The 15656-nt window shown below is 66.8% G+C and carries 22 protein-coding genes and 1 tRNA gene; 14 read left to right on the top strand and 9 right to left on the bottom strand.

All coding sequences use genetic code 11. The features are described from left to right. Window positions 1-909: hypothetical protein (locus tag C448_RS09020; RefSeq protein ID WP_004054053.1), on the bottom strand; the 909-nt coding region annotated here is incomplete at its 3' end. A 139-nt stretch (window positions 910-1048) separates the two neighbouring features. On the opposite strand from C448_RS09020, the gene C448_RS09015 reads away from it, so the two are divergent. Beyond that, on the top strand, window positions 1049-1324 hold the full coding sequence (locus C448_RS09015) for a DUF7091 family protein (protein WP_004054052.1): 276 nt from the start codon (window positions 1049-1051) through the stop codon (window positions 1322-1324). Window positions 1325-1630: 306 nt separating this feature from the next. Here C448_RS09015 and C448_RS09010 read toward each other — a convergent pair whose 3' ends face one another. The 5 genes from C448_RS09010 to C448_RS08990 all read right to left on the bottom strand — a co-directional run bounded on the left by C448_RS09010 (window position 1631) and on the right by C448_RS08990 (window position 5724). Further along, the gene (locus tag C448_RS09010) at window positions 1631-2314 is read right to left on the bottom strand and encodes a Dph6-related ATP pyrophosphatase (protein WP_004054051.1); all 684 of its coding nucleotides are present in this window, start codon (window positions 2312-2314) and stop codon (window positions 1631-1633) included. Continuing rightward, window positions 2314-3099, bottom strand: a complete 786-nt coding sequence (locus tag C448_RS09005; protein ID WP_004054050.1) for an SDR family oxidoreductase — start codon at window positions 3097-3099, stop codon at window positions 2314-2316. The genes C448_RS09010 and C448_RS09005 overlap by 1 nt, the downstream gene beginning before the upstream one ends. A 22-nt stretch (window positions 3100-3121) precedes the next feature. Further along, on the bottom strand, window positions 3122-3601 hold the full coding sequence (locus tag C448_RS09000) for a Tfx family DNA-binding protein (protein ID WP_004054049.1): 480 nt from the start codon (window positions 3599-3601) through the stop codon (window positions 3122-3124). Window positions 3602-3619: 18 nt separating this feature from the next. Continuing rightward, complete coding sequence (locus C448_RS08995; RefSeq protein WP_004054048.1) at window positions 3620-4093, bottom strand: TRAM domain-containing protein; 474 nt, start codon at window positions 4091-4093, stop codon at window positions 3620-3622. Window positions 4094-4467: 374 nt separating this feature from the next. Further along, entirely contained in the window at window positions 4468-5724 is a 1257-nt protein-coding gene (locus tag C448_RS08990) for an Nramp family divalent metal transporter (protein WP_193363123.1), read from the bottom strand. 234 nt (window positions 5725-5958) lie between these two features. Here C448_RS08990 and C448_RS08985 point away from each other — a divergent pair, with 234 nt between their 5' ends. Next, window positions 5959-6468: a PH domain-containing protein gene (locus tag C448_RS08985; protein ID WP_004054046.1), complete on the top strand. Its 510-nt coding sequence runs from the start codon at window positions 5959-5961 to the stop codon at window positions 6466-6468. Here C448_RS08985 and C448_RS08980 read toward each other — a convergent pair. From C448_RS08980 to C448_RS08970, 3 genes are all read right to left on the bottom strand, one after another. After that, entirely contained in the window at window positions 6465-7340 is an 876-nt protein-coding gene (locus C448_RS08980; protein WP_004054045.1) for a homoserine kinase, read from the bottom strand. The two genes, C448_RS08985 and C448_RS08980, sit on opposite strands and share 4 nt — an antisense overlap. A gap of 59 nt (window positions 7341-7399) precedes the next feature. Then, the gene (locus C448_RS08975) at window positions 7400-8413 is read right to left on the bottom strand and encodes an alkaline phosphatase family protein (protein WP_049916207.1); all 1014 of its coding nucleotides are present in this window, start codon (window positions 8411-8413) and stop codon (window positions 7400-7402) included. Between the two features lie 109 nt (window positions 8414-8522). After that, window positions 8523-8593: transfer RNA gene (locus C448_RS08970), tRNA-Gly, on the bottom strand. Window positions 8594-8754: 161 nt separating this feature from the next. Here C448_RS08970 and C448_RS08965 point away from each other — a divergent pair. Genes C448_RS08965 through C448_RS08910 form a run of 12 tightly spaced genes read left to right on the top strand, consistent with a single transcriptional unit; the run spans window position 8755 to window position 15652 of the window. Next, window positions 8755-9585, top strand: coding sequence for a putative RNA uridine N3 methyltransferase (locus tag C448_RS08965; protein WP_004054043.1), 831 nt, complete (start codon window positions 8755-8757; stop codon window positions 9583-9585). Window positions 9586-9597: 12 nt separating this feature from the next. Further along, window positions 9598-10608 (top strand): 50S ribosomal protein L3, encoded by a 1011-nt coding sequence (locus C448_RS08960; RefSeq protein WP_004054042.1) that lies wholly within the window; start codon window positions 9598-9600, stop codon window positions 10606-10608. Further along, a complete protein-coding gene (rpl4p, locus tag C448_RS08955) occupies window positions 10605-11348 on the top strand; it encodes a 50S ribosomal protein L4 (protein ID WP_004054041.1) in 744 nt (247 codons plus the stop codon). The genes C448_RS08960 and rpl4p overlap by 4 nt, the downstream gene beginning before the upstream one ends. Further along, window positions 11345-11596, top strand: a complete 252-nt coding sequence (locus C448_RS08950; protein WP_004054040.1) for a 50S ribosomal protein L23 — start codon at window positions 11345-11347, stop codon at window positions 11594-11596. Before rpl4p ends, C448_RS08950 begins: the two co-directional genes overlap by 4 nt. A 1-nt stretch (window position 11597) precedes the next feature. Continuing rightward, window positions 11598-12311, top strand: coding sequence for a 50S ribosomal protein L2 (locus C448_RS08945; RefSeq protein WP_004054039.1), 714 nt, complete (start codon window positions 11598-11600; stop codon window positions 12309-12311). 1 nt (window position 12312) lies between these two features. Beyond that, the gene (locus C448_RS08940; RefSeq protein ID WP_004054038.1) at window positions 12313-12735 is read left to right on the top strand and encodes a 30S ribosomal protein S19; all 423 of its coding nucleotides are present in this window, start codon (window positions 12313-12315) and stop codon (window positions 12733-12735) included. 15 nt (window positions 12736-12750) lie between these two features. Then, window positions 12751-13221 (top strand): 50S ribosomal protein L22, encoded by a 471-nt coding sequence (locus C448_RS08935; protein ID WP_004054037.1) that lies wholly within the window; start codon window positions 12751-12753, stop codon window positions 13219-13221. Beyond that, a complete protein-coding gene (locus C448_RS08930) occupies window positions 13221-14333 on the top strand; it encodes a 30S ribosomal protein S3 (RefSeq protein ID WP_004054036.1) in 1113 nt (370 codons plus the stop codon). The genes C448_RS08935 and C448_RS08930 overlap by 1 nt, the downstream gene beginning before the upstream one ends. After that, window positions 14333-14560, top strand: coding sequence for a 50S ribosomal protein L29 (gene rpmC, locus C448_RS08925; RefSeq protein WP_004054035.1), 228 nt, complete (start codon window positions 14333-14335; stop codon window positions 14558-14560). Before C448_RS08930 ends, rpmC begins: the two co-directional genes overlap by 1 nt. After that, window positions 14560-14844, top strand: coding sequence for a ribonuclease P protein component 1 (locus tag C448_RS08920; RefSeq protein WP_004054034.1), 285 nt, complete (start codon window positions 14560-14562; stop codon window positions 14842-14844). Before rpmC ends, C448_RS08920 begins: the two co-directional genes overlap by 1 nt. Continuing rightward, on the top strand, window positions 14835-15254 hold the full coding sequence (locus C448_RS08915) for a 30S ribosomal protein S17 (RefSeq protein WP_004054033.1): 420 nt from the start codon (window positions 14835-14837) through the stop codon (window positions 15252-15254). The genes C448_RS08920 and C448_RS08915 overlap by 10 nt, the downstream gene beginning before the upstream one ends. Beyond that, entirely contained in the window at window positions 15254-15652 is a 399-nt protein-coding gene (locus C448_RS08910; RefSeq protein WP_004054032.1) for a 50S ribosomal protein L14, read from the top strand. The genes C448_RS08915 and C448_RS08910 overlap by 1 nt, the downstream gene beginning before the upstream one ends. Window positions 15653-15656 lie beyond the last annotated feature (4 nt).

Below are 15656 nucleotides of genomic sequence, written 5' to 3'. Positions count from 1 at the left end.
GTTCTGGAGCACGCGCGTGCAGTCGTCCTCGGGGCAGCGCTTGATGAGCCCGCTCCCGCGCTGGATGTCGACGAGCGCACCCTCCACGGCGATGGCATCGTCGCCGACCTCGATCTCCTCGTCGAGCTCCTCGATACCCGTGGTGCGATTGAGTTTGACCGAGAACCGCCCCTCGTACTCGTCGGTCACGAGGTTTTCGAGTCGGTAGACGCCACCCTCGTCGAGTTCGGGCAGGTCGGAGGTGGCCCACTTGGTGAACTTGATCGTTCCCGAAGGATCACCGAGCAGTCCGACCTGTGCGATCGACTCGCTCCGTGGCTCCCAGAGCTGGCTCACTTTCGCCGTCAGATCGACCCACTCCTCGGGCGTGTCGATCTCGGCGATTTCGCGCTCCTCGCTCGTCCCGCCCGACTCCGGTACATCGATCTCCTCGTCGATCTCCTCGATGCTCGTGGTCCGATTGAGTTTGACCGAAAATCGGCCCTCGTACTCGTCGGTCACGAGGTTTTCGAGCCGATAGGTGCCGCCTTCGTCGAGTTCGGGGAGATCCGACGTCGCCCACGCGGTGAACTTGATCGTGCCCGTCTCGTCGCCGAGCAGGCCGACCTGTGCGACCGACTCGCTCATCGGCTCCCAGAGCTGGAGTACCTCGACGGTGAGATCGACCCACTGCTCGGGCACTTCGATGCTCTCGATCGTGCGCTCCTCGCTGTCGCCGCCCAGCTCCTCGCGATCCATGTCCGCCTTGTCGAGGTAGCTGCTCGTGACGCTCCGACGAGCCTCCTCGGCGGGCACTCTGTACTCGTTGACCAGCGTTTCGAGGCGCTCCTCGACCTCCTCGACGCTGATATCCAGTGTATCGGAAAACTGCTCGTGTATCTCGGTCGCGTGCTGTTGTACGTCCGTCATTGGATGTCCTGTCTCCGCGTTGTTTTCGATGGGAGACAATCGCTGGTTGGCGCGCGATGGTATAAAGACTTGTGCGAGCGGAGTGAAAGTGACTCGGGATGGCGACGAGTCTTTGTAGCGCGCCGTCCAATCGGCTTCCATGAGCGACGACGGTTCGATCGTGCGCTTTCTCCACTCGACGGCGCGCGCCGCGGGCCGACGGTATGCCGAATCGAAACGCGCCTACAGCGACGGCCAGACCCGCGCCGACAGCGATGGCCCGTACGACGAACACGCCCGCATCGTCTGCCGACGCTACGCCCAAAAGCGCACCGTCGTCCTCGACGGCTACGAACCCGACTGCTTCGAAGCGGGCCATCCCGACTGCGAGGGCTGTCTCGAAGACGTCCGCGAAGGCACCGTCGAAACCTGGTAGTCCACTTTTTTCTGCGTCGGGTGCGCGCTCCGCGCGCACCACTCCTTGAAAAACCTGGACTAAAAAGAACCGCTCGCTCCTGACGGTCGCTCGCGGCGAACCGCGCTCACTTCGTTCGCACGGACAGTTGTCCCTCACTACCGCACCACCCACATACCTCCCCAGCCGATTGCGCTCCTCGCTCGCATTGCTCGCTGCGGTGCTCATCCCTCGCACAGTGTTCGCGCTCGGTGCTCACTTCGTTCGCACACGAGCGCGAGCGCGCGCCAACCGCTCCGCAACCACAAAAACGACCACGGCCACCGCTCACGGTGCGGGTTCGTTCGGCGTCAGTAGCTCACAGTAGTGAAACTTGCCGTCGCCGACCGGTCGCGTGACCGTCTCACCGGTCGTCGCGTCCACCGACTCATCGAAAATGGGGCCATCCCGAACGAACGAGTGGAATTCACCGTTCTCGCCACAGGGATCGACCTCGTCGGGGAGATCAGCGAGAAATCGCGCGTCGAACGTCCGACCGGCAAACGAGCGATCGAACAGGTCGCCGTCGACGGAGACGACCGTCGCTTCGAATCGGTCGGCGAAATCGGCCGCGAGCGATGCCGTGTCCCGATCCCAGAGCGGCCAGTAGCCGTCGAGATCGGTGTCCGAGAGCTGCTCCTCGCGATAGGCTCGGATGTCGTCGAGCAGGAGGTCGGCGAAGGCGATGCACTCGATGCCCCGGTCTGCATAGTTCTCGATGGCCGCAGCCATCGCCCGCTCGTAGGCCTCGTTCGTCGGATCGCTCGGGAGTTCGACGAACTCGATCGGCAACCCTACTGCCGCGGCCTGGCGCTCGTACAACTCGCGGCGCACACCGTGCATGCTGCTCCTGCCGGTGTCGGCCGCGATCGTCGTCAGCAGACCCTCGACGTGGACATCCTCATCCCGTCGCATTTCGTCGAGCGCGTACGACGCATCCTTGCCGCCGCTCCACGACAGAACCGTGCGCATCAGCCTCGCAGCGTGCCGCCATCGACCGGGAGCGCCGCCCCGGTGATGAAGCTCGCTCGCGCGCTCGACAGGAACGCCACCGCGTCGCCGAGTTCGCGCGGATCGCCGACCCGTTCGAGCGGGATACCGTCGGACCAGTCGGCCAGCCCTTCCTCATAGCTGTCGTACTCGCCGCGCTCGACGCCGGCCTCGACGAGCTCCTCGATCCGCGGTGTCTCGTGGCTTCCCGGCAGCACGGCGTTCGCCCGGATATCGGGCGCGAACTCCCGCGCGACGGTATCCACCACGCCCGTGACGCCGCGCCGGACCGCGTTCGACAGGACGAGCCCCTCGATCGGTTCCACGACGCTCGTCGAGGTGATAGCGACCCACGTGCCGGCGTCGCTGGCTTCGAGATGTGGATGGGCCGCCGACAGCGTCCGGACGACGCTCATCACCAGCAGATCGTAGGCCGCGTACCACTCCTCTTCGGCGGTGTCCAGGAATGGCCCACTCGGCGGGCCGCCAGCCGACGTGACGAGGTGGTCGATCCCACCGAACGCCGCGACCGTCTCGTCGACGAGTCGCTCGATGTCGTCGCCGTCGGTGATGTCTGCCTCGATCGCGAGCACATCGCCCGCTCCCGCCGCCGCGACGGTTTCGCGCGCCGCGTCGAGTGTGTCGACATTCCGCCCACAAATCGCGACGTTCGCCCCCGCCGCGGCGAGCGCTTCGGCACTCGCGAGCCCGAGCCCGCTCGTACTCGCCGTGACGAGTGCTGCGTTGTCGTCGAGTTCGAGATCCATAGCGGCTCGACACGCGCCCGGCCTATAGCTCCTGTTCTCGGGTCGTCCCGTCGTGGCGCACTCGCACCTCGCCCTCGCGGGTGACGCTCACCAGCAACGGTTCCCGGATCTCGCGACCACGCACCGCTCCACCGGCCCGCTCGCCGATGGCATTCAGCAGCTCCGGCGCGGTGTAGTTCACCTTCACGCCAGCCTCGTCACAGGCGTCGTAGATCTGCTGAGGAACGTCGTAGAGATCGGTCTCGGCGGCTACCGGAACACGAACCGGCGCTTCGAGCGCGTCGACGAACGCCACGGTCTCGCGGGCACGCGCGACGTTTTCCCGTGCACTCGACTCGATACCGGCGACGTTCGCCCGTGAGGTATCGAGACACTCGGCGATCGTTCGCTGTTTCAGCCCGCGCTCACGCAGCGCCAACACCGTCGTCTGGCGGCGCGTGAGTACGCTGGTCGCCGGATCGAACCCGATCCGCGATAAGACGTCGTCCGCCTCGTCGGCCATCGGACTGTCCAGTCCGGCCTACCCGCCCCAGAAGTTCTCGCGGCTGCCGAGCCGCTGGCGATGCTTCGGCCGCCCGCCCGTCTCCTCGTCCGCATCACTTTCGTCATCGACCTCGCCGTCGTCCTCGTCTGCCCCGTCTTCGGCTTCGCCCTCGTCGTCCATCGGCAGCCGTTCGAGTTCGTCCGCCCGCGCGTGGTTCGAGCGCACCTTCGTGATCTTCACCCGCGAGCGCGCGTCGGGCAGGACGCCGTCGACGAAGACGATGAACCCGTCCTCGGTGCGGCCGACACCCGCACCGCTCTCGTGCATGTCCTCGACGGTGACGACGAGCTCCTCGCCGACGGTGACGGGCTGGGATTTCAGTTCGCGGATGGGCTGGCTGTAGTGGTTACACCACTCCGCACCGCCTCGGTTGCCGTAGTGTTGACATCCCATTCCCGCGACCCGCTCGGAAAAACTGGGGCATTCGTCGGCGAGTGGACAGTCCGCCATGCGGCGCGTAGCGTGCCACCGGGCTAAACATTTACGGGACCACCTTTTGCTACGGTCGCTCACTTCGTTCGCTCCCTCGCAAAAGCTGGACCAAAAGCCAGCGTCACCCCCTCGCTTCGCTCGGGGGTTCCTCGGCCCGCTCACTCGCCTACGGCTCGTTCGCGGTCGGGCGACTGATGCGTTCCGCAACCACCCCGCAACCCGCACAACACCGCCTTCCGCCGAAGCCCTCACTCGCTCCCACCGGAAGAGCGCAGCTCTTCCGTGCTCTCGTTCGCTGCGCTCACGAGAACTCCAGTCGCTCGTTCGCCCTTCATCCTCCAGGACCGCCACCACATCCGCACAACAGCGGTCGCTGCACCGCTCCGTCCGCCTCAACCGAACAGTTCGGTGTAGATGAGCCAGATGTTGAGCACGACGATCAGCGCGATGATCACGCCGAGCACCGTCGTCGTGCTCGTCCAGTTCTTGAACGACCGCATCAGTCCCTCCTCGCGCGTGAACCACAGCAGCGGGATCAACACGAACGGGAGTTCGAAGCTCAGCGCGACCTGCGAGGCGACGAGCACGCTCGTGGGATCGAAGCCGGCGATGACGACCGCGAGACTCGGGAGCAGCGTCACCGAGCGCCGGAGCCAGACGTTGATCTGGAGGTCGAGAAAGCCGTCCATCACGGTCTGACCGGCCATCGTCGCCACGAGCGACGAGGAGAGCCCGGCGGCGATGAGCGCGATGCCGAAGACCGTGCTCGAACTCGCGCCGAAGACGTTCTGCAGCGTGATATAGGCGTCCTGAAGCGTGCTGATCCCCGTCCCCTGCAGGGCGGCGGCCGCGACGATCAACATCGCGGCGTTGACGAACATCGCCCCCGAGAGCGCGAACACCGTATCGACCGACTCGAACAGGAAGTGTCGCCGGTGGACCCCCTCGGTATCGCCCTCGGTTGCCATCAGTTCCGTCCGCCGATCCTGAACGATGTAGGGGTGGAGATAGATCGAGTGGGGCATCACCGTCGCGCCGAGGATGCCGATGGCGACGTATAGCGCGTCGGGCCCGGGAATCGACGGCACCAGCCCGCGCCCGATCTCAGCGGCCGTCGGCCGAGCGAGCAGCATCTCGAAGACGAATCCGAGCGCGATGATTCCCACGAGAGCCATGATGACGAACTCGACCCAGCGGTAGCCACGGTCGTGGACCGTCCGTACGCCGAGCAGCGCGAACGAGGCCGCACCCGCGAGCACCGCGCCCGCAGGCAGCGGGATCGAGAAGACGAGGCTGAACCCGATCGCCGCGCCGATGATCTCGGCCATGTCCGTCGCGATCATCGCCAGTTCGGCGGCGGCCCAGAGCAGCCAGACGACCCGAGAGGGCAGTCGCTCGCGACAGAGCTGGGCGATGCCTTTCCCGGTCGCGATGCCGAGTTTCGCCGCGATGATCTGGATGCCCATCGCCATCAGGCTGGCGAGCACGATGACCCACAGCAGCGCCGGCCCGTACTTCGCACCGCCGGAGATGTTCGTCGCCCAGTTGCCGGGATCCATGTACGCGACGCTGATCAGGAATCCCGGCCCGAGATAGGTGAGCAGTTCGCGGAACGAGACGCTCCGCAGCGAATCGACGACGCCGCTCACAGCCGACGCACCCGCTCGGAGTGAGAGATCCGATCGTGTTCGTTCCGGCCACGCCGGTCGCCGCCGATCCACCGATCACGCGCCGTCGATCCGCCTCCCCCGAACCGTACCCGCTGTGATCGTGGAGTCGTCACTGTGTTAGCCATATCTAACTAACTGTTTAGTACGAATTGGCATATACGCTTCGCCTCGTGACACCGGAGATATATGCGAGCCGCGGAAGTAGCGACCCACATGACACGGACCGACGTTCCCGATTGGGTGACGCTCACCGAGGGCGAAGACGTCCTCTGGCAGGGTCATCCGAGCCTCCGACTCGTCACCCCGTCGGCTGTCGTCGCCCTCGCGCTCGCGATCGCCGGGATCGCCCTCACGACCGTTCTCACCGACCCGTCGATCCGCTGGTTTCCCCTGCTTGGCATCCCGCTGGGGATCGTCATCGTCGCGTGGGCCTACGTCTCGCTCGTGAGCACGCAGTACGTCCTCACGAGTGAGGAGATCTACCGCAAGACCGGTGTTCTCAACCAGAGCGTCGCCCAGATACGCCTCGATCGCGTCCAGAACACGACGTTCAGCCAGTCGGTGACCGAACGACTGTTCTCCTATGGCGACATCACGATCTACACCGCCGGCTCGGACACGATGGACATCACTCTCTCGAACGTTCCAGAACCCGAGCGGGTGAATCAGCAACTCACGGAGGCGCTCGACGCCGCCAGCGGAGTGACGAGAACTCGTCCCTAGTGCAGAGTCGCGCCCTGGCCGACCCGTGAGCGATAGACGCGTGCCTCGATGCCAGCCTCGGCGAACGCGTCGAGCATCGCGCTGCCGACCGCCCGCCGATCGTTCGCCCGACAGGTCGCGAGTACCGCCGGACCGGCACCACTCACTGTGACGCCCGTGGCACCCGCCGCGAACGCGTCCTCGCGCACCGCCGCGTAGCCGTCGATCAGCGCCGCACGCGCGGGCGTCACGACCGAATCGTCCATCCCGCGCCCGACGAGCTCGGGATCGCCGCGACACATCCCGACCGCGAGGGTCGCGGCCTTCCCGACGGTCTCTACCTGCTCGTCCATCGTCACCTCCTCGGGCACCACCCGGCGCGCGTCGCGCGTCGAGACGACGGTCTCGGGCAGGCAGACCACGAGCGGGAGCGAGGTGCCGACGCGCGTGACACCCTCGTCGGTGGCGACGGTGAACCCACCCAGAATGGAGGGGGCGACGTTGTCGGCGTGGGCCGTCCCCGAGACGACTGCCTCGCCCTCCGCGGCGATCGGGACGAGCTCCTCGCGCGTGTGGCCACGATCGTAGAGTTCGTCGAGCGCGACCGCGGCGGCCGCGGCGCTTGCCGCCGACGAGCCGAGTCCCGAAGCCGGCCGGATGCCCTTGTCGATCTCGATGCGGGCCGGTGCGTCGAGCGCCGCCGCGACCGCCCCGACCGTGTTCTTCTCCGGGTCCTCCGGGATGTATTCGCTGCCGGTTCCCGTGACCTCGATCGTCGTCTCGTCGGCCTTCGCGACGCGGACGATATCGGCCGGGCGCGAGAGTGCGACGCCGAAGACGTCGAAGCCACTCCCGAGATTGGCGCTCGTCGCCGGGGCCCGGACGGTGAGCATGGCCCCGCTTGCGAGAGTGAAGGTAAAAGGCTAGCGACGACCGCGTTCCATCGCCCGATTCAGAGATAGCCGAGTCCATCGAGCTGTTCCTCGACGTCCGCAGCCGTGCGAACATGCACACGCTCGTCCGTCCGGTGAGCCGCTTTGAGCTCCGGCTCGGCCACGTCGCCGCCGGTCGGCGTCACCTGATCGATGGCCGCACGGACGTCGAGCACGGACTCGGTTGTCTCGGGGATTTCCTCCTCGGTCGAGCCGACGAACGCGTCGGGGGTGTGGTGGCCCTCGCGGATGCCGTGATCGGAGACACAGAGCAGTCGGTCGTCCCCGCCGAGCACCGCGCGCAGTTCGCGCGTCCAGTCGGCAGCCAGCCGGTACGTGCGCTCCTGCCAGCCCGGATCCACCGCACCGGCGATCGGCGCGAGATGGCCCACGGTGTCGACGAAGCCGAGCCAGACGAACAGCAGGTCGTACTCGCGCTGGAGCGCCGCCCGGACGATCCCCAGTTTGCGGGCCGCCTCGCCGGCCAGTCGCTCTTCGAGCCGCGGCACCGACGCCGCGAGCGCCGGACTCTCCGTTCCCCGCTCGCCCGCCGCGAGGAAACGCCCGAACTGCTCACCCCTGTCGAAGACGATGTCCAGGTCGTAGTCGCGCGGCACGCGGTAGTTCGGGATCGCGATCGGGCGGGCCGCACGACCGTCGAACACCGTCGGGATCCCGCGCTTTCGGTAGTGCTCCGCCGAGAGCAAGCCGAGCTCCGCGCCGCGACTGCCGAACCGCCGGTCGAACGCTGCACCGAGCCGCCGCGGGGCGAGATCGCGCACCCGTCGCCGGGCCGTTTCGAGCGCGGGGTGGGAGGGATCGTCGTCGGTGGCGGCGTGGACGCCGTGCTCGTCCGGTCGCCGACCGGTGATGATCGAGGGCCAGAGCTCGTAGGTGTGTGGTTTGCCGAGAACCGGGTTCTCGAACGTTTCGAGCGCCGAGTAGTGCGGTCCGAACGCCTCGGCGAGGTCGTACTCCTCGACCAGAGTGCGGTCGAGCCCGTCCCAGCCCAACACGACGGTCGTGCCATTCATGCACACGAATTCGTGCATCGGAATATCACTATTGTGCCTGCAGTGAGCGATTTCCGCAATGAGGGAGTGATCAGCGAGCGTGGTGCTTGACGAAACGAATTTAGAGAAGTGCGCTGGCCGAGATTTGAACTCGGGTTGTGACCATGGCAAGGTCACGTGATACCACTACACTACCAGCGCCCTGCACTCCATGGTCGGAGGGTCGAGTGTAAAAACGTTCCGAAGCGGTCGCGGCTGTAGTTCCTGTGAACTGTCGACACGGTTGCATGGAAACGCTATCCTTTTACCACCGAGTACGATAGGAGCGCTACAGTCTAGTGGCACGGCGCGAAAGCGTCGGCATGACACGTAGCGTACTCGTGCCGTCATCGCTCTGCCGGGAGGCCGCCGACAAACGCGAGGCGACCCACAAGGTCGGTCTCGTCGCTCGTGCGGCCACCGTCTTCCGGGTCGACCGCGTAACGGTCTTTCCGGACCTCGACGGCGACCGGCGATGGGGTGGCGGGTTCGTTTCCACGGTACTGGCGTACGCCGCAACGGCCCCCTACCTCCGAAAGGAGGCGTGGGGCACGCGGGACGAACTGGAGTACGCGGGTGTTCTGCCGCCGCTTCGCGCGGCCGCTCGGACCGGCTCCGAATCGAACGGTTCGGGGTCGTCAAGACAGGGAATCGTGACCGAGGTCGGCCCTGATGGGCGCGTTCGGGTCAATTGCGGACTGCAACACCCGATCTCGCTCGTCGCACCGCCGGAGATGGCGGTCGACGAGGGGGAGCGCGTGACCGTCAGGATCTCTTCGCGAGAGCCGGTCCGCGCGCGAATCACGGACGAATCCCCACCGGGGTTCGCCGTCGAGCGCGCGGACCTCTCGGCAGCGCTCGGCCGTGAGGACGCCGGGTTCCGGGTCGCAACGTCACGCCACGGTGAGGTGCTGACGACGGAGCGACTCGGAACGCTGGCCGGTCGTGCCGACGACGGGCTGACCGTCGCCTTCGGCGCGCCCGAGCGAGGGCTGCCGGCGATGCTCGACATCGACGCGGCGTCGGTGGCGAGCGATACACCCCACGCGGGGTTCGACTGCTGGCTCAACACGGTTCCGAAGCAGGGCAGCGAGGTCGTTCGCACCGAAGAAGCGGTGTTCGCGACGCTCGCGCCCCTGACGCTTCCACAGTGAGGTAGCACACACATGGTACAACCAACCAGACCACGCAAAGGCTCGCTCGGCTACGGGCCGCGAACGCGCGCACACAGCGAAGTGCCGCGCTTCGGCTCGTGGCCGGACGACGACGGACAGCCCGGGCTGCAGGGGTTCGCCGGCTACAAGGCCGGCATGAGCCACGTCGTGATGATCGACGACGCGGCCAACTCGCCACGTGAAGGGATGGAACAGACCGTCCCCGTCACGGTGGTCGAGACGCCCCCGATGCGCGCGGTCGCGCTCAGAGCCTACGAACAGACACCCTACGGACTCCGCCCGCTCACCGAGACGTGGACCGACGAGTTCCACGACGATCTCGACCGGGCGCTCGACGTTCCCGACGGCGAATCGGATCCCGGTGCCTTCGAGGAGGCAGTCGAGAACAACGAGATCGGCGAGATCCGTGCGATCACCCACACCGTGCCGGGCGAGATGGCGAACGTGCCGAAGAAGCGCCCGGACGTGATGGAGACGCGCGTCGGCGGCAGTGATCTCGACGAGCGCGTCGAGTTCGGCCTCGACCTCATCGCAGGCGGGGGCGAACACGAGCTGACCGAGGTGTTCCGGCCCGGCGAATACATGGACGCAGCGGGCGTCACGAAGGGCAAAGGGACGCAGGGCCCCGTCAAGCGCTGGGGCGTCCAGAAGCGCAAGGGCAAACACTTCCGGCAGGGGTACAAGCGGCGTATCGGCAACCTCGGCCCGTGGAACCCATCGCGCGTGCGCTCAACGGTCCCCCAGCAGGGACAGACGGGCTACCACCAGCGGACGGAGCTCAACAAGCGCCTCGTGAGCGTCGGCGACGGCGACGACGCCAGCGCCGAGGGCGGCTTCGTCGGCTACGGCGAGGTCGACGGCCCCTATTCGCTCGTCAAAGGCTCGCTTCCCGGTCCGGACCAGCGGCTTCTCAGGTTCCGACCGGCGATCCGACCCGGAGACCAGCCGCGCCTCGATCCCGAGGTGCGCTACGTCTCGACGGCATCGAACCAAGGACAATGACGACAGTATACGACACGGACGGTACGGAGGCCGGCGACGTGGAGCTCCCGGACGTCTTCGAGACGCCCCATCGCCCGGAGCTCATCGGTCAGGCGGTGCGCACCGCACAGGCCAACCGGGCACAGCCCTACGGTTCCGACGACTACGCGGGCATGCGAACGCCCGCCGAGTCGTTCGGTAGCGGTCGCGGCATGGCCCACGTCCCCCGATCGAACGGCCAGGGACGACGCGTCCCCCAGACCGTGGGCGGGCGACCGGCCCACCCACCGAAGGAGGAGAACGATCGCTCGCTGAAACTCAACGACAACGAGCGCAAGCTCGCGACCCGCAGCGCCATCGCGGCCACCAGCGATCGCGAGCGCGTGAGCGAACGCGGCCACGAGGTCGCGGCGTTCGACGGCGAGTTCCCGATCGTCGTGGACGACGAGTTCGAGGAGTTCGTGAAGACCCAGGACGTGGTCTCGCTGCTCGAAGCGCTCGGCGTCGACGAGGACATCGAGCGCGCCGAGGACAAGACCGTACGCGCCGGACGCGGGACGACCCGTGGCCGGAAGTACAAACGGCCGACCTCGATCCTGTTCGTCACGAGCGACGAACCGTCGCGAGCGGCCCGCAATCTCGCGGGTGCCGACGTCGCCACCGCGCGTGAGGTGAACACCGAGGATCTCGCGCCAGGGACGCAGTCGGGTCGACTGACGATCTGGACCGAGAGCGCCATCGAGGAGGTCGAAGACAGATGAGCGATGTGAAATATCCCTACGTGACCGAGAAGGCGATGAACGACATGGACTACCGCAACACGCTCCAGTTCATCGTCGCGAGCGACGCGGCGAAGCCGGGCATCCGCGAGGAGGTCGAGGAGCGCTTCGACGTCGCGATCACGAACGTGCGCACGCAGGTCACGCCACAGGGCGAGAAGAAAGCCACAGTGACATTGAGCGAGGACGACGACGCACAGGACGTCGCCTCGCGGATCGGGGTGTTCTGAGATGGGACGACGAATCCAGGGTCAACGACGCGGTCGCGGGACGCCGACGTTCCGCGCGCCCTCCCATCGGTACAAGGCGGAGCTCTCGCATCCCACCACCGAGGACGACGACGTGGTCGCGGGCACCGTGGTCGGGATCGAACACGATCCGGCCCGGAGTGCCCCGGTCGCAGCCGTCGAGTTCGAGGATGACGATCAGCGCCTCGTGCTCGCACCGGAGGGCATCGGCGTCGGTGAGGAGATCCAGGTCGGCGTTTCGGCCGAGATCAAGTCCGGCAACACGCTGCCGCTGGCGGAGATCCCGGAGGGCGTGCCGGTCTGCAACATCGAGAGCCAGCCGGGTGACGGTGGGAAGTTCGCCCGTTCGTCGGGCGTCAACGCCCAGCTGATCACTCACGATCGGCAGGCGGCGATCGTCGAGCTGCCAAGCGGCGAGACGAAGCGACTCAGCCCGCAGTGTCGGGCCACGATTGGTGTGGTCGCCGGTGGCGGTCGCACCGAGAAGCCGTTCGTGAAGGCGGGCAACAAACACCACAAGATGCGCGCACGGGGTTCGAAATACCCGCGCGTGCGTGGCGTGGCGATGAACGCCGTCGATCACCCGTTCGGCGGTGGCGGTCGTCAGCATCCCGGCCAGCCAAAGAGTGTCTCGCGGGACGCCCCGCCGGGACGGAAGGTCGGCGACATCGCCAGCAAGCGGACGGGGAGGAAATGAGATGAGTTCGGACTACAGAACCGGTCGCGAGGGCGAGTTCACCTACCGCGGCCATACGATCGAGGAGCTACAGGCAATGGACCTCGACGAGGTCGCCGAGCTGCTGCCGGCGCGCAAACGCCGCAGCATCGAGCGCGGCCTCTCGGTCGAGAAGGAGAAACTGCTCGCCAAAGCGCGCGAGAAGGGCAACGAGGAGACGGCGAACGACCCGATCCGGACGCATCTGCGCGACATGCCGGTGCTGCCGGAGTTCGTCGGGAAGACCTTCGCCGTCCACACCGGTCAGGAGTTCGAGCGCGTCAGGATCGAGCCGGAGATGCTCGGCCACTATCTGGGCGAGTTCCAGCTCACCCGGACGTCGGTCGAACACGGACAGGCGGGCATCGGCGCGACGCGCTCGTCGAAGTTCGTCCCGCTCAAATAATGGAGGCATAACGCAATGGGAATCAGTTACAGCGTGGACGCGGACCCGGAGAAAACGGCGAAAGCCATGCTCCGCGAGCGCCACATGAGCCACAAGCACAGCAAGGAAATCGCCCGAGAGATCAAGGAGATGAGCGTCGCCAACGCGCGCGACTATCTCGAAGCGGTCATCGCGGGCGATCAGTCGGTGCCCTTTCGCTCGCACAACACGGGCGTCGGTCACCGCAACGACATCGACGGCTGGGACGCCGGTCGCTATCCCGAGAAGGCCTCCAAGGCCTTCCTCGATCTGCTCGAAAACGTCGGCGCGAACGCCGAACATCAGGGCTTCGAGCCCGAATCGATGACGATCGATCACGTCGCCGCCCACAAGGTCGGCGAGGTGCAGGGTCGCAAACCCCGTGCGATGGGGCGGGCGACGGCGTGGAACACGCCCGAGGTCGACGTCGAGATGGTCGTCGCCGAACCCGAGGAGGGTGAGAGCTGATGGCGACCGAACAGCAGTTCATCGAGGACGGGATGCAGCGCACCCAGATCGACGAGTTCTTCGCCGACGAGCTGGCCCGCGCGGGCTACGGCGGGATGGATCTGGCCAAGACCCCGATGGGCACGCAGATCGTGCTCCGGGCGGAGAAACCGGGGATGGTGATCGGCAAGGGTGGGAAGAACATCCGGAAGATCACGAGCGAGCTCGAGGAGCGCTTCGATCTCGACGATCCCCAGATCGACGTCCAGGAGGTCGACGAGCCCGACCTCAACGCACAGATCGTCGCCGACCGGCTCGGCAACGCCCTCGAACGCGGCTGGTACTTCCGAAAGGCCGGCCACACGACGATCGACCGCATCATGGACGCGGGCGCACGTGGTGCCGAAATTACACTTAATGGTAAAGTGACCGGCGCACGCTCGCGCAACGAGAAGTTCAACCGGGGCTACATCAAGCACAACGGCGAGCCGTCCCAGGAGATCGTCGACCGTGGCGACGGCGTCGCGGTGATGAAACTCGGAACGATCGGCGTCACGGTGAAGATCATCCCGCCGAACGCCGACCTGCCCGACGACTTCCGCATCCACGAGGACGTCGACACGGAGTCGCTCGTCCCCGACGAGATCGAGGGCGACGAGGTCGAGGCGCTGCTCGGCGAGGCCGAGGAGCCGGCCGACGGCTCCGAGGAGTCGGACGCCGACGAGGAGTTCGAACTCACCGAGGACGAAGCGGGAGCCGAGGCCGCCGAGATCGAAGAAGAGGAGATCGTCGAAGAGGACGTCGAGGCCGAGACCGGTGCGGCCGAGACCGCGCCCGACGACGCCGAGATCGACGAGGAGCTCTCCGAGGAGACCGAGGCCGACGCCGAGGCGATCCTCGACGAGATGGAATCGACCGAGGCCGACGCCGGTGCGGGGCTGACGGCGATCGACGGCGTCGGCGACGCCAAAGCAGGAGCACTCGTCGAGGCCGGCTTCGAATCCGTCGCCGACATCCAGGACGCGAGCGAGGACGATCTCGCCGAGGCCGAGGGCGTCGGCGATGCCTTCGCCGAGCGCATCAAAGAGGGTGCGAGCGAGGTCGATCCCGCGGACGTGGAGGGTGAGAACTGATGGCAATCCTGCACAGCGCGGAGATCCGCGACATGACGCCGGCCGAACGCGAGGTCGAACAGGAGGAGCTCGAAACCGAGCTGCTCAACTCGCGAGCCGTTCAGGCCGCCGGCGGTGCGCCCGACAACCCGGGTCGGATCAAGGAGCTGCGGCGAACGATCGCCCGGCTGAAGACGATCCGGCGAGAGGAGGGCGACCTCGACGAGGAAGACGAGGAGGCGTCGTGATGGCGCTGACGGCCGAGACGGTCGCGCGACACGAGCTTCGCGGGCTGCAGACCCGGGTTGCCGCGGCGAGCAACGGCTCGCTGGTCGGCATCGAGGGGTCGGTCGTCTCCGAGAGCGAGAACACGCTCGTGGTCGAACAGGGCGAACGAACGAAACGAGTACCGAAAGCCGGGGCGACCTTCGAGTTCGCGTTCGAGGGCGAGTACGCGACGGTCGCGGGCGAGCGACTGGTCGCGCCGCCGGCCCGGCGGACGGAAACGACAGGTGATTCGAAATGGCGTTAGGACTCAACGTAACGGAACCGGAGACGACCTGCGACGACCCGAACTGTCCGTTCCACGGGACGCTGTCCGTGCGCGGCGGGACGGTCGACGGCATGGTCGCCTCCACGGAGATGGATCGATCGGTCGTCGTCGAGCGCGAGTACGACGTCGCAGTACCGAAATACGACCGACAGATGAAGCGACGGTCGCGCACGCCGGCACACGCGCCGGACTGCCTCGATCTCGAGGTCGGCGACGCGGTGCGCATCGCCGAGACGCGCCCGCTGTCGAAGACGAAAGCACACGTCGTCGTCTCGACGCTCGACACGACGCGTGATCTGGGGGCGAGCAGTCTCTCGGGGCCCTCGGATTCCGAAAGCGAGGTCGACCTGAGCGAGATCGGGGCCGACGAAGAGGAGGGCGAGAGCTGATGGAAGCGCTCTCGGCCGACGTCACGCAGGGGCTCGAAAAGGGCTCGCTCGTGACGTGTGCGGACAACACGGGCGCACGCGAACTGAAAGTCATCAGTGTCGCGGGCTACTCGGGCGTCAAGAGCCGGCATCCGAAGGCCGGCCTCGGCGACAAGATCACCGTATCGGTGACGAAGGGCACGCCGGAAATGCGCCGACAGGTGCTCGAAGCGGTCGTCATCCGTCAGCGCAAGCCGATCCGCCGCCCCGACGGCACGCGCGTCACGTTCGAGGACAACGCCGCCGTCGTGGTCGACGACAACGAGGATCCCCGTGGCACCGAGCTGCGGGGGCCGGTCGCCCGCGAGGTCGCCGAACGGTTCGGCTCGATCGCGAGCGCGGCGACGATGATCGTCTAGAACA

It is taken from the genome of Halococcus morrhuae DSM 1307 (assembly GCF_000336695.1).
GTDB lineage: Archaea > Halobacteriota > Halobacteria > Halobacteriales > Halococcaceae > Halococcus > Halococcus morrhuae.
Note: the sequence above shows the minus strand (reverse complement) of the source record. Positions and strands in the feature narration are given on the sequence as shown.

Excerpts from the sequence above, each read along its gene's own strand:
- C448_RS09010 (WP_004054051.1), bottom strand. The coding sequence starts at position 2,314 with ATGCGCACGGTTCTGTCGTGGAGCGGCGGCAAGGATGCGTCGTACGCG.
- C448_RS08980 (WP_004054045.1), bottom strand. The coding sequence starts at position 7,340 with ATGCTCACCGTCCGGGCCCCGGCGACGAGCGCCAATCTCGGGAGTGGC.
- C448_RS08985 (WP_004054046.1), top strand. The coding sequence starts at position 5,959 with ATGACACGGACCGACGTTCCCGATTGGGTGACGCTCACCGAGGGCGAA.
- C448_RS08965 (WP_004054043.1), top strand. The coding sequence starts at position 8,755 with ATGACACGTAGCGTACTCGTGCCGTCATCGCTCTGCCGGGAGGCCGCC.
- C448_RS09005 (WP_004054050.1), bottom strand. The coding sequence starts at position 3,099 with ATGGATCTCGAACTCGACGACAACGCAGCACTCGTCACGGCGAGTACG.
- C448_RS08975 (WP_049916207.1), bottom strand. The coding sequence starts at position 8,413 with ATGAATGGCACGACCGTCGTGTTGGGCTGGGACGGGCTCGACCGCACT.
- C448_RS08910 (WP_004054032.1), top strand. The coding sequence starts at position 15,254 with ATGGAAGCGCTCTCGGCCGACGTCACGCAGGGGCTCGAAAAGGGCTCG.
- C448_RS08960 (WP_004054042.1), top strand. The coding sequence starts at position 9,598 with ATGGTACAACCAACCAGACCACGCAAAGGCTCGCTCGGCTACGGGCCG.
- C448_RS08935 (WP_004054037.1), top strand. The coding sequence starts at position 12,751 with ATGGGAATCAGTTACAGCGTGGACGCGGACCCGGAGAAAACGGCGAAA.
- C448_RS08920 (WP_004054034.1), top strand. The coding sequence starts at position 14,560 with ATGGCGCTGACGGCCGAGACGGTCGCGCGACACGAGCTTCGCGGGCTG.
- C448_RS08940 (WP_004054038.1), top strand. The coding sequence starts at position 12,313 with ATGAGTTCGGACTACAGAACCGGTCGCGAGGGCGAGTTCACCTACCGC.
- C448_RS08930 (WP_004054036.1), top strand. The coding sequence starts at position 13,221 with ATGGCGACCGAACAGCAGTTCATCGAGGACGGGATGCAGCGCACCCAG.
- C448_RS08950 (WP_004054040.1), top strand. The coding sequence starts at position 11,345 with ATGAGCGATGTGAAATATCCCTACGTGACCGAGAAGGCGATGAACGAC.
- C448_RS08945 (WP_004054039.1), top strand. The coding sequence starts at position 11,598 with ATGGGACGACGAATCCAGGGTCAACGACGCGGTCGCGGGACGCCGACG.
- C448_RS08915 (WP_004054033.1), top strand. The coding sequence starts at position 14,835 with ATGGCGTTAGGACTCAACGTAACGGAACCGGAGACGACCTGCGACGAC.
- C448_RS09015 (WP_004054052.1), top strand. The coding sequence starts at position 1,049 with ATGAGCGACGACGGTTCGATCGTGCGCTTTCTCCACTCGACGGCGCGC.
- C448_RS08995 (WP_004054048.1), bottom strand. The coding sequence starts at position 4,093 with ATGGCGGACTGTCCACTCGCCGACGAATGCCCCAGTTTTTCCGAGCGG.
- rpmC (WP_004054035.1), top strand. The coding sequence starts at position 14,333 with ATGGCAATCCTGCACAGCGCGGAGATCCGCGACATGACGCCGGCCGAA.
- rpl4p (WP_004054041.1), top strand. The coding sequence starts at position 10,605 with ATGACGACAGTATACGACACGGACGGTACGGAGGCCGGCGACGTGGAG.
- C448_RS09000 (WP_004054049.1), bottom strand. The coding sequence starts at position 3,601 with ATGGCCGACGAGGCGGACGACGTCTTATCGCGGATCGGGTTCGATCCG.